The following is a 15,088-nucleotide window of genomic DNA, read 5'->3' as shown; positions in this document are numbered from 1 at the left end:
CCGATCGGGGTTCTCGGGGTCCGGAACGACCCCGGCCCGTGGGGGCCCCGCCCCGAGCCCGGGCGTGGCGAGGGGCGGGGGCCGCGGTCAGAGGATCGCCACGCTCGTGGGGCCGAGCAGCGCCTTGATGTCGCCCATGAGCGCGGTGCTCGGGCGGACCCGCAGGCCCTGGTCGAGCCGCAGCACCGTCTCCCGCCCGCCGTTGACCAGCTTGAGGTGCACCTCGGTGGTGCCGGGGTGGCTCCCGAGCACCTCGCGCAGCCGCTCGACGACCGGCGGGGTGCAGCGGGCGGCCGGCATGGAGACCAGCACCGGGCCGCGCGGGCCCTCGGTGAGCTCGGGGACGCTCACCTCGGAGGCGAACAGCGAGGGCTGGTCGTCGCGCCGGCTGATCCGGCCCTTGACCACGACGATCTGGTCGCGGACCACCTTGTCGGAGTACTCGGCCCAGGTCTTCGGGAACAGCAGCACCTCGATGCCGGACTCGAGGTCCTCCAGGGTGGCGATCGCCCACGGCGCGCCCTGCTTGTTGGTGCGCGGCCCCACCGCGGTGAGGATGCCGGCGATGGTGACGTTGGCGCCGTCCTCGACCCCGCCGGCGTTGATCTCGGCGATCGGGGTGTCGGCGTGCGCGGCGAGCACGTGCTCGACCCCGTGCAGCGGGTGGTCGGAGACGTAGAGGCCGAGCATGTCGCGCTCGAACATCAGCCGCTCGGCCTTGGACCAGTCGGCGCTCGGGATCGCGATGTCGAGCGCCCCGCCGAAGGGGTCGTCGGCGCCGTCGCCGTCGCCGCCGAAGCCGCCGAACAGGTCGAACTGCCCCTCGGCCTCCTTGCGCTTGAGCGACATCGCCATCTCGACGGCGTTGGCGTGCACCGCCACCAGACCCTGCCGGGAGTGGCCCAGCGAGTCGAAGGCGCCGGCCTTGCAGAGCGACTCGATGACCTTCTTGTTGCAGACGACCGCGTCGACCTTGCGCAGGAAGTCGGAGAAGTCCTTGAACCGGCCCTGCTCCTCGCGGGCCCGGGCGATCGCCTCGACCACGTTGTGGCCGACGTTGCGGATGGAGGCCAGGCCGAAGCGGATGTCGGTGCCCACCGGGGTGAAGTCGGCCGCCGACTCGTTGACGTCGGGCGGGAGCACCTTGATGCCCATGCGGCGGCACTCGGCCAGGTAGACCGGCCGCTTGTCCTTGTCGTCGCCCACGCTGGTGAGCAGGGCGGCCATGTACTCGGCCGGGTAGTTGGCCTTGAGGTACGCCGTCCAGTACGAGACCAGACCGTAGGCGGCGGAGTGCGCCTTGTTGAACGCGTAGTCGGCGAACGGGACCAGGATGTCCCAGAGGGTCTTGATCGCGGCGGCGGAGTAGCCGCGCTCCTTCATGCCGGCCTCGAACCCGACGAACTCGGCGTCGAGGACCGACTTCTTCTTCTTGCCCATCGCGCGGCGCAGCAGGTCGGCCTTGCCGAGCGAGTACCCGGCGACCTTCTGCGCGATCGCCATGACCTGCTCCTGGTAGACGATCAGGCCGTAGGTCGTGCCGAGGATGTCCTCCAGCGGCTCGGCCAGCTCCGGGTGGATCGGCGTGATCTCCTGCTGGCCGTTCTTGCGCAGCGCGTAGTTGGTGTGCGAGTTCGCACCCATCGGGCCGGGCCGGTAGAGCGCGCCGACCGCCGAGATGTCCTCGAAGTTGTCCGGCCGCATGAGCCGCAGCAGCGAGCGCATCGGCCCGCCGTCGAACTGGAAGACGCCGAGGGTGTCACCGCGGGCGAGCAGGTCGTAGGTCGCCTTGTCGGTGAGGTCCTTGCTGATCTCGTCGAGGTCGATCGGCTCCTTGCCGTTGGCGACGATGTTGCGCAGCGCGTCGTCGATGACCGTGAGGTTGCGCAGGCCCAGGAAGTCCATCTTCAGCAGGCCGAGCGTCTCGCAGGTCGGGTAGTCGAACTGCGTGATGATCGCGCCGTCGGACTCCCGGCGCATGATCGGGATCGAGTCGATGAGCGGGTAGCGGCCGATGATGACGCCGGCCGCGTGCACGCCCCACTGCCGCTTCAGGCCCTCGAGCTTGCGCGCCTGGTCGACCACCTCGGCCGCGCCCGGGTCGGACTCGTAGCGCGCCCGGAACTCCGCGGCCTCCTTGTAGCGGGGGTGGGTCGGGTCGAAGATCCCCGACAGCGGGATGTCCTTGCCCATGACCGCGGGCGGCATGAGCTTGGTGAGCTCGTCGCCGACGGAGTACGGCCGGTCGAGCACGCGGGCGGCGTCCTTGATCGCGGCCTTGGCCTTGATCGTGCCGTAGGTGACGATCTGGCTGACCCGCTCCTCGCCGTACTTCTGCGAGACGTACTGGATGACCTCGCCCCGCCGGCGGTCGTCGAAGTCGATGTCGACGTCGGGCATGGAGACGCGCTCGGGGTTGAGGAACCGCTCGAAGATGAGCCCGTGGGCCAGCGGGTCGAGGTCGGTGATGCCCATGGCGTAGGCGGCCAGGGAACCCGCCGCCGAGCCACGGCCCGGGCCGACCCGGATGCCGTTGTCCTTGGCCCAGTTGATGAAGTCGGCGACCACGAGGAAGTACCCCGGGAAGCCCATCTGGGTGATGATCCCGACCTCGTAGTCGGCCTGCTTGCGCACGTGGTCGGGGATGCCGCCCGGCCAGCGCTTGTGCAGCCCCCGCTCCACCTCCTTGACGAACCAGGAGGTCTCGTCCTCCCCCGGCGGCAGGGGGAAGCGGGGCATGAGGTCGGCGCCCTCGGTGAACGAGACCTCGCACTGCTCGGCGACGAGCAGCGTGTTGTCGCAGGCCTCGGCCAGCTCACCGGGGAACAGCGCGCGCATCTCGGCGGCGCTCTTGAGGTAGTAGCCGTCGCCGTTGAACTTGAAGCGGTTGGTCTCGTTCAGCCGCGAGCCGGTCTGGATGCACAGCAGGGCGTCGTGCGCCTCGGCGTCCTCCTTGTGCGTGTAGTGCAGGTCGTTCGTGGCCAGCAGCGGGATGCCGAGCTCCTTGGCGATCCGCATCAGCTGCGGGCGGGTCCTCTTCTCGATGGCCAGGCCGTGGTCCATCAGCTCGGCGTAGAAGTTCTCCTTGCCGAAGATGTCCTGGAAGTCGGCCGCGGCCTGGCGGGCGCGATCCTCCTTGCCGGCCCGCAGCCACATGTTGACCTCGCCGGACGGGCAGCCGGTGGTGGCGATCAGCCCCTTGCCGTAGGTCTCGAGCAGCTCGCGGTCGAAGCGCGGCTTGCGGTACTGCCCCTCGAGGCTGGCCAGCGAGGAGATGCGGAAGAGGTTGTGCATCCCCTCGGTGGTGCGGGCGAGCAGCGTCATGTGGGTGTAGGCGGCCTTGCCGCGCGAGGAGCCGCCCTCGCCGTCCTCGTCGATCAGGTTGTCGCCGAAGTCGAACGGCGCCCGGTCGAACCGCGAGCCGGGGGTGTAGTAGCCCTCCATGCCGATGATCGGCTTCACCCCGGCGCCCTTGGCCTGCTTGTAGAAGTCGTAGGCGCCGAACACGTTGCCGTGGTCGGTCATGGCCAGGGCCGGCATGCCCTGCTCGGCCGCCGCCTTCGTCACCTCGGGCAGCTTGGCCGCCCCGTCGAGCATCGAGTACTCGGTGTGCACGTGCAGGTGGACGAAGGAATCGGGGCTGCTCACGGGCGGTCGTGCTCCTCGGTGGTCGTGCGTGCCCGACCGTCGGCGGTCCGGCGGGCGACCGGTGGGGAAGACCGGCGGTGCGGGGTTCTCGGTGGGCGGTACCTCGATCCTCGCACTGCAGGAGGTCTACGCCGAGGGTCTGACAGAACGTGTCGGGCACACGTGGACCGATCCGTCACAGCAGCCGCAGGTGCGGCCGCCGCCGCAGCGCCCGGGCCCGCGCCACGACGGTCCCCGCGGTGAGCAGGACCACGACGACGGCGGCGTGCAGCAGCGCCCGCCGGACGTAGCCGCCGTCGGTGCCGTCGACGGTCCAGGTGCCCAGCTCCCGCACCGACCAGAACGGCACGAAGCGGGCGGCGGTGCCGAAGGGGTCGAGGATCAGCTGCAGGCCGGAGACGATCAGCAGCAGCATCGCCGACTCCAGCGGGCGGCGGAGCAGCGCCGCCACCAGCAGGCCGAAGGGGACGGCCACCAGCGCGGTGAGCAGCAGCCCGCCGACGACACCGGGCCAGCGGGCCAGGCCGCCCTGGTCGACCAGGATCACCGCCGAGTAGACCGCGATCAGCGGGGCGGCGAGGCACCACAGGCCCAGCACCCGCCCGCCCAGCAGCTCGGCGGTGCGGTACCCCGACAGCCGCAGCCGCGGGTCGACCGCCTGCCCGGCCAGCCCGGCGAACGCGGCCAGCGTCGACAGCGCCCAGGCCATCCCCACCGTGGCCAGGCGGATCGACTGCCCGACGAGGTCGTGCCGGGCCAGGTAGAAGGCGAGCGGCACGAGGAACAGCAGCGCGACCACCGCGCGCCGGCGCAGCAGCTCGACCACGGTGGCCCGCGCCACCACCCGCACCCGGCTCACCGCCGCACCCGCGCCGGGCCGAGGTCGAGGACGGCGTCGACCCGCTTGAGCTGCTCGGGGCGGTGCGTGACGACGACGACGGCGCGGCCCTCGTCGCGCCAGTGCCAGACCTGCTCCCAGAAGTCCAGGTAGGACTCGCCGTCGAAGCCCTGGTAGGGCTCGTCGAGCAGCAGCACGGCCGGGTCCCCGAGGGCGGCGAGGACGACGTTCAGCTTCTGCCGGGTGCCGCCGGACAGCTCGCCCACGGTGCGCCGGTCGGGCACCCAGTCCAGCCGCGCCGCCAGCTCGGCCCCCGCCCGGCGCGCCTGCTCGCGGGCGAGGCCCCGGCCGGCGCCGACCAGCTCGAAGTGCTCGTCGGCGCGCAGCAGGTCGACCAGCGCCGGCTGCTGCGGGCAGTACCCGAGCCCGCCGGTGACGGTGACCGTGCCGGAGTCCGGGCTCTCCAGGCCGGCGCAGACGCGCAGCAGGGTCGACTTGCCGGCGCCGTTGGGACCGACGACGGCGGCCACCTCCCCGGCCGCCACGGCCAGGTCGACGCCGTCCAGCACGACCCGCCCGCGGTAGCTCTTGACCACCCCGGCCACCACCAGCCGCGGTGGCGCCACGGAGGCCGGCGGGGTGGCCCCGGCCAGCTCGGCGGCGACCACGCGGGCGTACTCGGCGGCCGGGCCGAAGGCGGCGAGCGGGTCCTCGCCGCTCTCGGCCAGGTGCTGGCGGGTCTCGGCGAGCACCTGGTCGCAGTGCCAGCCCTCGACGTTCTCCCGGCGCAGCGACCGGCCGAGCTCGGCCAGCCACTCCGCGGCGCTCACCGCCCCGCCCCCACGGCCAGCGCGGCGCCGACCCGGCCGGCGAAGGCGGCCCACTCCCCGCGCTCGCGGGCGAGCAGCGCGACGCCGCCCGGCGTCACCGCGTAGTACTTGCGCGGCGGGCCGGCCGCGGACTCCACCCACCGGGAGCGGATCAGCTCGGCCCGCTCCAGCCGCCCGAGCACCGGGTACAGGGTGCCGCCCGGCACCGGCCCGAGGCCCAGCTCCTCCAGGGCCCGGGCCACGCCGTAGCCGTAGGACTCGCCCCGCTCCAGCTCGGCGAGCACGCACAGGTCGAGCACGCCGCGCAGCCACTGCGCCCGTCGGTCGTCCGCCATGCGCGAGAAGGTAGCGCCGGGCTATACAGCGGCACTACTTAGCTCCCGGCGGGTCGCACAGCTGCTTGCGCATCGTCACGTGCCGGATCCCCGCCTCGAGGTACTCCTCCCCCACGGCGCGGTAGCCGGCCCGCTCGTAGAAGCCGCGGGCGGTCACCTGGGCGTGCAGCTCGACCTCGGGGAGGCCGCGCCGCGCCGCCTCGCGGTGCAGCACGTCCAGCACGGCGGCCCCGTGCCCCTGCCCGCGGACGGCGGGGTCGGCCGCCATCCGGCCGATGACCGCGAGCCCGTCGCGCTCCAGCAGCCGCCCGGTGGCGACCACCCGCCCGGCGGCGTCCCGGCTGACGGCGTGGACGGCGGTGGCGTCGGCGTCGTCCTGCTCGATCTCGGGCGGCACGCCCTGCTCCTCCACGAACACCCGCGTGCGCAGGGCCGAGATCTGCGGCCAGTCGGCAGCGCCGGCCACCTCGGCGCTCACGCGGGGCTCCGGGTCGGCGGCGGCAGCACCGACGCCGGCACGAGCAGGAAGCGCAGGTCGATGGCGGCGTGCAGCAGCACCGGCAGCAGCACGGAGCCGGTCTCCAGGTACAGGGCGGCGAGCACCGCGCCGAGCACCGCGGTGGTGACGATCCCGGCCACGCCCTGGTAGGCGTGCGCCAGGCCGAAGGCCGCGGCGGCCACGAGCACGAGCACCCACAGCGGAGGGGCGCCGAGCAGTGCCGACACGACCGCCAGGAAGAACGCGCGGTACAGCCACTCCTCGCAGAGGCCGGCGGTCAGGCCCACCACGGTGAACAGCCGCCGCTCCCCCCGCGTGCGGGGCAGCAGGGCCAGGGTCGCGTGCACGCCCGGCTCGGCGTGCCGGCCGTCGCCGGGACGGCGGGGCAGCTGCTCCGACGCGGCGCGCAGCGCACCGGAGGCCATCGCCCGCAGCGAGACCAGCAGGAAGACCAGCACCAGGACGACGGCCGCCCCGGTGACCGGCCCGGGCCACGACCGCGGCCAGGCCAGGCCCACAGCCGCCGGCCCCACCCCGGGCGCGGCGGCCCAGACGATCGCCGCGATGACCGCCAGCCCCCACTCGAGCACGAGCAGCCGCCGGTAGAAGGAGCGGCGGGCCGCCGGGTCGCGCTGCAGGCGGCCCTCGAAGCGCCGGTGCAGGACGTAGCCGGCCACCGGCTCCCCGAGGACGAGGTAGCCGGCGAGCAGCACGGCGGCCAGCGCGGCCGGACCCCAGGCGTCGAGGGACTCGGGCAGCCAGTCCACGGCTCCGGCCCCTCCTCAGGCCTCGGCGCGCAGGATCGCCAGCGCGCCGGCCAGGTCGGCCGGGTACTCGCTGGTGAACTCGACCCACCGCCCGTCGGCGGGGTGCGGGAAGCCCAGCCGGACGGCGTGCAGCCACTGCCGGGCGACGCCGAGCCGCGCGGCCAGGGTGGGGTCGGCGCCGTAGGTCGTGTCCCCGACGCAGGGGTGGCGCATGGCCGAGAAGTGCACCCGGATCTGGTGGGTGCGGCCGGTCTCGAGGGCGATGTCGACCAGGCTGGCCGCGGGGAAGGCCTCGATCACCTCGTAGTGCGTGACCGAGGGCCGCCCGCCGCTGACGACGGCGAACTTCCAGTCGTGCCGGGGGTGGCGGTCGATGGGGGCGTCGATGGTGCCGCGGGACGGGTCGGGGTGCCCCTGGACCAGGGCGTGGTAGCCCTTCTCCACCGTGCGCTCCTTGAACGCCGCCTTGAGCGCGGTGTACGCCCGCTCGCTCTTGGCGACGACCATCACGCCGGTGGTCGCGGCGTCGAGGCGGTGCACCACGCCCTGCCGCTCGGCGGCGCCGGAGGTGGAGATGCGGTAGCCGGCCGCGGCCAGCCCGCCGACGACGGTGGGGCCGTCCCAGCCGGGGCTGGGGTGCGCCGCGACGCCGACCGGCTTGTCGACGACCACGACGTCGTCGTCGTCGTGCAGGACGGTCAGCCCCTCGACGGGGCGGGGAGGGGCCGGCTCCCCCGGCGGCGGGGGCAGCTCGACCTCCAGCCAGCTGCCACCGGTCAGCCGGTCGCCCTTGCCGCGGACCCGGCCGTCGACCTGCACGCCGCCGGCGTCGGCGAGCTCGGCGGCCGCCGTGCGGGACAGCCCGAACAGCCGGGACAGCGCCTGGTCGACGCGCTGGCCCTCCAGCCCGTCCGGCACGGGGAGCGCGCGGTGGAGGCCGGAGGACGAGGTCACGCCCCCATTGTGACCGGCCGCGGGAGCGGGCCGGCGGAGCCCGGGGCGTCAGCCGCGCGCCGCGCCGCCGTCCTCCCCGCCGGCGTCGCTGCCGGCCCGCGCCCGCGTGCGGGTGCCGTCGAACTCGACCCCGAGCAGCGCCAGCAGCGCGCCGAGGATGCCGCCGCAGACGATGGCGGAGTCGGCCACGTTGAAGACGGGGAAGAACTCGCCGTTCGGGGCGAAGACGGAGACGAAGTCGACGACGCCGCCCCGCAGGAACCCCGGGGCCCGGAAGACCCGGTCGACCAGGTTGCCCACCGCCCCGCCGAGCACCAGGCCGAGGGCGACCGCCCAGGGCGTGGAGAACATCCGCCGGGCGCTGCGCACGATCACCACGGCCACGGTGAGCGCCACGAGGGTGAACAGCACCGTCATGCCCTCGGCGAAGGAGAACGCCGCCCCGGTGTTGCGCCACAGCGTGAGGTAGAGGGCCCCGCCGAGCAGCCGGATGTTCTCCCCCTCCTCGATGGTGGCCACGACGAGCAGCTTGGTGAGCAGGTCCAGCGCGAGCACGGTCGCGGCCAGGCCCAGCAGCAGGCGGGTCCGCGGGCGGCGGGCGGGCGGGCCGGCGGCGTCCGCCCCCGGCTGCGCGCCCGCGGCGTCGGGGTCGTGGTGCTCGGCCAGGGGTCCGCTCCAGACGTCCGGGCGGCCGTCGGCCGCGCTGCGCCGACGACGATACGGCGCGGGGCCGCGGAGCCGGCCGGACCGGGCGGCGAGCCGCCCCTCCCCCGACGGGGTGACGCACGCCGCACGGAGCGGTCGGGATCCGCCCGATCCCGGGCCGGAAGTGTGGCGAAGCTCATGGACCGGAGATTCCTCACACCCCTGAACCCGCACGTCAGGGACCGGTTCGTCCGACGATCAGAGGGACGGCGTTCGCAGCGCGCCACCGGTCAGCGAGGAAAGGCAGACGTGACTTCCGAAGCGGGCGGCCCCGAGGCCGGCGTAGCACTCCCCGACAGCGCGAACCCCGACGTGGTCCTCGTCGGCGGCGGCATCATGAGCGCGACCCTCGCGGCGCTGCTCGGCGTGGTGGCCCCGCAGTGGAGCGTCGCGGTGTTCGAGTCGGCCTCCGACGTGGCCGGGGAGAGCTCCGACGCCTGGAACAACGCCGGCACCGGGCACGCCGCGCTCTGCGAGCTCAACTACACGCCCGCCGGGCCGGACGGGCGGGTCGACCCGTCGAAGGCCGTCGCGATCAACGAGCAGTTCCAGGTCTCGCGGCAGTTCTGGTCGCACCTGGTCCGCGGGGGCATGACCGAGGGCTCGCCGAAGGCGTTCATCACCCCGGTGCCGCACGTCAGCTTCGTCACCGGCGAGGACGGCCGCGCCTACATGCGCAACCGGTACGAGGCGCTCGCCCGCCAGCCGCTGTTCGCCGGCCTCGAGTACGCCGAGGGCCAGTCGCACCTGGCCGAGTGGGTCCCGCTGATGATGGACGGGCGCGACCCGGCGCAGGTCGTCGCCGCGACCCGCTCGGTCGCCGGCACCGACGTCAACTTCGGGGCGCTCACCCGGCTGATGCTCGGCGACGCCGAGCGCCGCGGCGTGCACGTCCACACCGACCAGCGGGTGCACGACCTGCGCCGCGAGACCGACGGCCGCTGGCGGGTGACCGTCAAGGACACGATCACCGGCGACCGGGCCGTCCTGCGCGCCCGGTTCGTCTTCGTCGGCGCCGGCGGCGGCGCGCTGCCGCTGCTGCAGCGCGCCGGGATCCCGGAGATCAAGGGCTTCGGCGGCTTCCCCGTCAGCGGCAAGTTCCTGCGGACGACGTCGCCCGAGCTGGTGTCCCGGCACCAGGCCAAGGTCTACGGCCAGGCCGCCGTGGGCGCGCCGCCGATGTCGGTGCCGCACCTGGACCTGCGGCTGATCGACGGCGACCACTCGCTGCTCTTCGGCCCCTACGCCGGCTTCTCCCCCAAGTTCCTCAAGGCCGGCTCGCTGGTCGACCTGCCCCGCAGCGTGCGGCCGGACAACATCGGCTCGATGCTGGGCGTCGCCCGTACCGAGCTGGCGCTCACCCGCTACCTGGTCAAGGAGCTGCTGCAGTCCCGCGACGCGCGGCACCGCACGCTCGCCGACTTCGTGCCCGAGGCCGACGCGCACGACTGGGACATGATCACGGCCGGTCAGCGGGTCCAGGTGATCAAGCGCGACCCGGCCACCGGCCGCGGCGTCCTGCAGTTCGGCACCGAGCTGGTCGTCGGCGGCGAGGGCACGATCGCCGGCCTGCTGGGCGCCTCCCCGGGCGCCTCGACCGCGGTCTCGGCAATGCTGACCCTGCTCGAGCGCTGCTTCCCCGACCGGATCCCGGCCTGGCGGCCGGCGCTGCAGGAGGCGATCCCCTCCTACGGCCGCTCGCTGGCCGACGACCCCGGCCTGCTCGCCCAGGTCCGCGCGGAGACCATGCAGACCCTGGAGCTCAACGGCTGACGGAGGACCCCGCCGCCCCCGCCTCCCGGGCCCCGGCGGCGGGCGCTCGGGCTCACGCGTGGTCGGCGGGCATCGGCGGCGGCGTGACGAGGTCGTCGGGCACGTGCGGCAGCACGTTGCGGACGTAGTCCTGCGCCGCCGCCGTCGTCCCGACGTCGCGACCGGCGGCCTCGGACAGGAACCACCGGTGCTCGAGGATCTCGTGGAAGATCTCGGCCTCGTCCAGCCGCGTGCGCAGGTCGTCGGGGATCATCCCGATCACCGGTAGGTAGATCTCCCGCAGCCAGCGCCCCGCGGCGACGGCGAGGGGCACCTTGCGCTGCTGCTGCTGCTCCAGCCAGCCGCGGAAGCTGGCGATGTCGGCGAGCAGCCGGCGGGCCTGGTTCTCCCACACGTCCAGGCCGGTGAGCGCGAGCAGCTCGCGGCGGTGCCGCCCGGGCTCGGCGACCCGTGTCGTGAGCCGGAGCCGGCTGCCCCCGCTGGGGTCGTCGATGATCTCGACCTGGTCGACGTCGAAGCCCAGGTCATTGAGCCGGCGGATGCGCTCGGCGATGCGGTACCGCTGCTCCTCGCGCTTCATCACCTCCTCGTCGGTGAGCTCGTGCCAGAGGTGGTTGTAGCGGTGCACCAGCTCGTCGGCGACCTGCAGCGGGTCGACGTCCTCGCCGAGGAGCTCGCCGGCCTGCAGGTCCATGAGCTCGGCGGCCACCCGCTCGTGGGCGAGCTCCAGGTCGTACTCGCGCTGGCCCCGGGAGAGCCGGTCGTGCAGCTCGGCGGTCTCGGCGTCGACCAGGTACGCGGTGAGCGCTCCGGCGTCGAAGCGGAACAACGTGTTCGACAGCGAGCAGTCACCCCACATGAAGCCGGCCAGGTGCAGGCGGGCCAGCAGCTCCACCTGGGCGTCCATGAGCCGGTCGGTCATGTGCGCGCCGCGCGGGTTGGCGAACAGCGCCCGGAAGGAGGACGAGTAGTCGAGGAACCGGGTGACCAGGATGGCCTCGAGGTCGTCGGGCCGCTCGACGACGACGCCGAGCACCTCGACGGCGGGGATGCCGAGGTCCTTGAGCCGGCGCAGCAGCCCGTACTCCTTGCGCGCGAGCCGCTCGTCGATCTCCTTGAGCGCGAACACCTCCCCGCTCTCGGCCACGAACCGGACGACGTGCCGGGAGATGCCGCGCTGCGGGATCTCGGTGAGCCGGTCGTCGGTCCACTCCTCGAGCGGCTCGCCCCAGGGCAGGTCGAGCAGCCCCGCCGCTGCCTCGGCAGGCGGGCTGAAGACGAAGTGCACGGGCGGCCTCCCGGGGAAGTCGGGCGGACGTCAGGGTACGAGCGGGGCGACCAGCCCCCGTCGCAGGAGCCGCCGGGTGACCTCGAGCCCCCACTCGTCGAGCCCGCGCAGCCGGTCGCTGCTGCTGCGCAGCCCGCTGTAGGCCTCCACGACCGGCGCCCAGTCCTCCCGCCGCTCCACGTGCGGCCCGGCGACCAGGCAGTCGGTGTCGTTGACCCAGAAGCGGCCCTGCTGCCAGGCGCGCCACCGGCTGTTCTGCGCCGCCGCCCGCTGAGAGGGCTGGGACAGGTCGCCGTCGAGGGGCTCGTAGTGGTGCGCGATGTCCGGCCCGACCCGCATGGCGTCGACCAGGCCCACGCTCGGCAGGATCGGCGCGCCGCAGCCGAGCAGGTACGACTCCGGCCCGATCGCCTCGCGGACGACCCGCAGCCCGTGCCGGTAGGCGTCGACCCCGCTGACCGACGGGTCGGCGCGGTGGCCCTCGCGGGCGCCCGCGTAGACGAAGTCGATCTTGAAGTAGTCGATGCCGGTCGCGCGCAGGGTGCCGAAGACCTCGCGCAGGTACGCCTCGGCGCCGGGGTGCGTGGTGTCCAGCGAGCGCAGCTCCTGGTCGCCCCAGCCGCGCCCGGCGACGACGTCGCCCACCAGCCAGTCGGGGTGCTCGCGGGCGAGGGCCGACCGCTCCCCCACCAGGAACGGCGCCACCCAGATCCCGGCGCGGCGGCCGGCGGACCGGATCCGGCCGACGATGTCGTCGAGGGAGTCGAAGCGCTCGGACAGGGCCAGCCAGTCGCCGATCTCGGCCTGGTAGCCGTCGTCGATCTGCACGACGTCGACGTCCAGCCCGAGCTCGCCGATGGCGGCGAGGTTCTCCTCGACGTCGTCCTGGGTGACCCGCTCGAAGTAGTGGTACCAGGAGCACCACACCGTCGGGGGCGGGCGCAGCGGCCCGACGCCGGCCGCTGCGGCGAAGCGCTCCGCCCAGCGGGCGAGGACGGCGTCCAGCCCGCCGCCGGCGTCGTCCACGGTGTGCACGAGCTCCGCGTCGCCGGTGACGACCACCTCGTCGCCGGACACCTCGGCCCGCACCGGCGGGACGGCGCCGTCGGGCCGGGCCGCGGCGACCACGTGCACGCCCTCGCCCGTCCCCGGGTCGACGGCGAGCAGCCCCTCGCCCCAGAACGCGTCGTGCGGCGCGGTCCGCTCGGGGTGGTAGTTCCCGATCCGCCGGTCGTCGCTGACCGGGCGGAACGGGCGCTGGTCGAGCCGGTAGGCGGTCGTGGGGCTCCACGACTGCCAGCCGTGCTCGTAGACCAGCGCCCGCTCCCGGTCGACGGCGATCCGCGCGATCACCTCTCCGGTCATCGCGGTGGGGTGCTGCGCGACGATCCCTCCCCCGGTCTCAGCCCTTCACCGACCCGGCGGTCAGGCCGCGGACGAAGTACCGCTGCAGCGAGATGAACACGATGATCGGCACGAGCATCGTGAACAGGCCGCCCGCGGTGAGCAGCTGCCAGCCCTGGCCCTGCTGGCCGAGCAGCTGGACCAGCGCGATGGTGAGCGGCTGGTTGTTGCCGGGCCCGATGAACACCAGGGCGTTGAGCAGGTCGTTCCAGACCCACAGGAACTGGAAGATGGCGAAGGAGGCGAGCACCGGCGTGGACATCGGCAGGATCAGCCGCCAGAAGGTCTGGAAGTGGCTGGCCCCGTCGATCTTGGCCGACTCGATGACCTCCTTGGGCAGCGTCGCCATGTAGTTGCGGATGATGTACACGGCCAGCGGCATCCCGAAGCCGATGTGCGCCAGCCAGATGGCGAGGAACGTGCCGTTGATGCCGAGGTCGCCGTAGATCTTCAGCAGCGGCACCAGGGCCACCTGGGTGGGCACCACGAGCAGCCCGACGATGAGGATCATCAGGAAGTCGCGACCCGGGAACTGCATGAAGGTGAACGCGTAGGCGGCGAACGCGGCGATGAGGATCGGGATGATCGTCGCCGGGACGGTGATCGCCAGGCTGTTGACGAAGGCGGTCCCCATGTCGGCCTGCTCGAACACGTCGCCGTAGTTCTGCAGGGTCAGCCGGGTGAGGCTGGCCGGCGAGGTGAAGATCGTCCACCAGCCGGTCTCGCGGGCGTCGTCCTCGTCGCGGAACGAGGTGATCGCGAGCCCGAACGTCGGGATGATCCACAGCAGGCAGATGACGACGATGCCGATCTTGACCCAGATCGACGCCCGGGCGGTCGGGTCGTGCTTGCGCCCCCGGCCGGTGCGCGACCCGACGGCGGTGGACTCCTTCGGTACCTGGACCGGGGCGACGGTCTGGCTGCCGGTCACCGGGCCACCTCCTCGGCTCGGAACTGGCGGACCTGGAACACCAGGATGGGGATCATCACGATCATCAGCATCACGACGATCGCGGCCGCGCGGCCGGCGTTGTTGTTCGTGAACAGCTGGTTGAAGAAGTCGACCGCGATGATGTTGGTGTTGAAGTTTCCGTTCGTCATCACGTAGACGATGTCGAAGGTCTTCAGCACGGTGATCAGCACGGTGATGAAGACCGTGATGATCGTCGTCCGGATCTGCGGGATGATGATCCGGAAGAAGATGGCCAGCTCGCTGGCCCCGTCGAGGCGGGCGGCCTCGAGCGTCTCGGTGGGCACGCCCTTGATCGCGGCCGACAGCAGGACCATCGCGAAGCCAGCCTGCAGCCACAGCAGCATGACCATGAGCAGGAAGCTGTTGAACCGCAGGGTGGAGATCTGCAGCCAGTTCACCGGCTCCCCGCCGAAGGCGGTCCAGATGCCGTTGAGCAGGCCGATCTGCTCCTGGTTGGGCGGGTTGGCCTGGTAGACGAACCGCCAGATGGCGCCCGCGCTGACCGCGCCGATCGCCATCGGCATGAAGATCAGCGTCTTGGAGAACTTCTCACCGCGGGGCTTGAGCCGGTCGGCCAGGGTGGCGATCAGCAGGCCGAGCACGATCGTCCCGGCCGGCACCACGATGATCCAGAGCAGGGTGTTGAACAGCGTGTTCTGGAACCCCGACGAGCTCAGCAGCGACGTGTAGTTCTCCATGCCGATGAACTCGGTGCTCGCCGCGTTGGCGAAGCTGTACACGACGGTCTGGATGGTCGGGTAGATCAGGTAGAGGCCGATCGCGGCCACCGCCGGCAGCACGTAGAGGTAGGGCTTGACCCTGTCCTCCCAGCGGCCCGGCAGCAGCTCGGCGAGCTTGTTGAGCAGGAAGTACACGAGCACCGCGCCGGCCACGCCGCCGATCACGGCGATGAGCGCGTTGAGGACCTTGATGGTCATCGGGAGCCTCCCGTGGGAGCGGGCGGGACGGGGGGTGCGGGGGGGGGGGGGGGGGGGGGGGGGGGGGGCGCCCCCCCCCCCCCCCCCCCCCCCCCCCCCCCCCCGCCCACCCCCCGCCTGCCTCGCGCAGCACTGC

General features: G+C 73.1%; 13 protein-coding genes. 1 reads left to right on the top strand and 12 read right to left on the bottom strand.

The window, feature by feature from the left end; genetic code table 11:
• Window positions 1–87: 87 nt before the first annotated feature.
• The 8 genes from dnaE to lspA form a co-directional block, all read right to left on the bottom strand.
• Window positions 88–3,648, bottom strand: a complete 3,561-nt coding sequence (gene dnaE, locus ACI78S_RS15870; RefSeq protein ID WP_456974988.1) for a DNA polymerase III subunit alpha — start codon at window positions 3,646–3,648, stop codon at window positions 88–90.
• A gap of 175 nt (window positions 3,649–3,823) precedes the next feature.
• Entirely contained in the window at window positions 3,824–4,507 is a 684-nt protein-coding gene (locus ACI78S_RS15865; protein WP_456974986.1) for a hypothetical protein, read from the bottom strand.
• The gene (locus ACI78S_RS15860; protein WP_456974984.1) at window positions 4,504–5,316 is read right to left on the bottom strand and encodes an ATP-binding cassette domain-containing protein; all 813 of its coding nucleotides are present in this window, start codon (window positions 5,314–5,316) and stop codon (window positions 4,504–4,506) included. The genes ACI78S_RS15865 and ACI78S_RS15860 overlap by 4 nt, the downstream gene beginning before the upstream one ends.
• Window positions 5,313–5,651, bottom strand: a complete 339-nt coding sequence (locus ACI78S_RS15855) for a PadR family transcriptional regulator (RefSeq protein ID WP_456974982.1) — start codon at window positions 5,649–5,651, stop codon at window positions 5,313–5,315. Before ACI78S_RS15855 ends, ACI78S_RS15860 begins: the two co-directional genes overlap by 4 nt.
• 34 nt (window positions 5,652–5,685) lie before the next feature.
• Window positions 5,686–6,129, bottom strand: coding sequence for a GNAT family N-acetyltransferase (locus ACI78S_RS15850; protein WP_456974980.1), 444 nt, complete (start codon window positions 6,127–6,129; stop codon window positions 5,686–5,688).
• Window positions 6,126–6,917 carry a CPBP family intramembrane glutamic endopeptidase gene (locus ACI78S_RS15845; RefSeq protein ID WP_456974978.1) on the bottom strand — a complete coding sequence of 264 codons (792 nt, stop codon included), beginning with the start codon at window positions 6,915–6,917 and terminating at the stop codon, window positions 6,126–6,128. The genes ACI78S_RS15850 and ACI78S_RS15845 overlap by 4 nt, the downstream gene beginning before the upstream one ends.
• A gap of 15 nt (window positions 6,918–6,932) precedes the next feature.
• On the bottom strand, window positions 6,933–7,871 hold the full coding sequence (locus ACI78S_RS15840) for an RluA family pseudouridine synthase (RefSeq protein WP_456974976.1): 939 nt from the start codon (window positions 7,869–7,871) through the stop codon (window positions 6,933–6,935).
• A 48-nt stretch (window positions 7,872–7,919) separates the two neighbouring features.
• On the bottom strand, window positions 7,920–8,426 hold the full coding sequence (gene lspA / locus ACI78S_RS15835) for a signal peptidase II (protein ID WP_456974974.1): 507 nt from the start codon (window positions 8,424–8,426) through the stop codon (window positions 7,920–7,922).
• 399 nt (window positions 8,427–8,825) lie between these two features.
• On the opposite strand from lspA, the gene ACI78S_RS15830 reads away from it, so the two are divergent.
• Window positions 8,826–10,349: a malate:quinone oxidoreductase gene (locus ACI78S_RS15830; RefSeq protein WP_456974972.1), complete on the top strand. Its 1,524-nt coding sequence runs from the start codon at window positions 8,826–8,828 to the stop codon at window positions 10,347–10,349.
• Window positions 10,350–10,401: 52 nt separating this feature from the next.
• Here ACI78S_RS15830 and ACI78S_RS15825 read toward each other — a convergent pair whose 3' ends face one another.
• Genes ACI78S_RS15825 through ACI78S_RS15810 form a run of 4 tightly spaced genes read right to left on the bottom strand, consistent with a single transcriptional unit; the run spans window position 10,402 to window position 14,952 of the window.
• On the bottom strand, window positions 10,402–11,637 hold the full coding sequence (locus ACI78S_RS15825) for a DUF4032 domain-containing protein (RefSeq protein WP_456974970.1): 1,236 nt from the start codon (window positions 11,635–11,637) through the stop codon (window positions 10,402–10,404).
• Between the two features lie 30 nt (window positions 11,638–11,667).
• Window positions 11,668–13,002, bottom strand: coding sequence for a glycoside hydrolase family 36 protein (locus ACI78S_RS15820; protein WP_456974968.1), 1,335 nt, complete (start codon window positions 13,000–13,002; stop codon window positions 11,668–11,670).
• 37 nt (window positions 13,003–13,039) lie between these two features.
• Window positions 13,040–13,972, bottom strand: coding sequence for a carbohydrate ABC transporter permease (locus tag ACI78S_RS15815; protein WP_456974966.1), 933 nt, complete (start codon window positions 13,970–13,972; stop codon window positions 13,040–13,042).
• Entirely contained in the window at window positions 13,969–14,952 is a 984-nt protein-coding gene (locus ACI78S_RS15810; RefSeq protein ID WP_456974964.1) for a carbohydrate ABC transporter permease, read from the bottom strand. Before ACI78S_RS15810 ends, ACI78S_RS15815 begins: the two co-directional genes overlap by 4 nt.
• Between the last annotated feature and the right edge of the window lie 136 nt (window positions 14,953–15,088).

The organism is Geodermatophilus sp. SYSU D00815, assembly GCF_054050035.1.
The sequence above is the reverse complement of the archived record's forward strand: the minus strand, read 5'-3'. Positions and strand labels throughout refer to the sequence as shown.

Coding starts and splice junctions, on each gene's coding strand:
- ACI78S_RS15820 (WP_456974968.1), bottom strand. CDS start 13,002: ATGACCGGAGAGGTGATCGCGCGGATCGCCGTCGACCGGGAGCGGGCG.
- ACI78S_RS15810 (WP_456974964.1), bottom strand. CDS start 14,952: ATGACCATCAAGGTCCTCAACGCGCTCATCGCCGTGATCGGCGGCGTG.
- ACI78S_RS15855 (WP_456974982.1), bottom strand. CDS start 5,651: ATGGCGGACGACCGACGGGCGCAGTGGCTGCGCGGCGTGCTCGACCTG.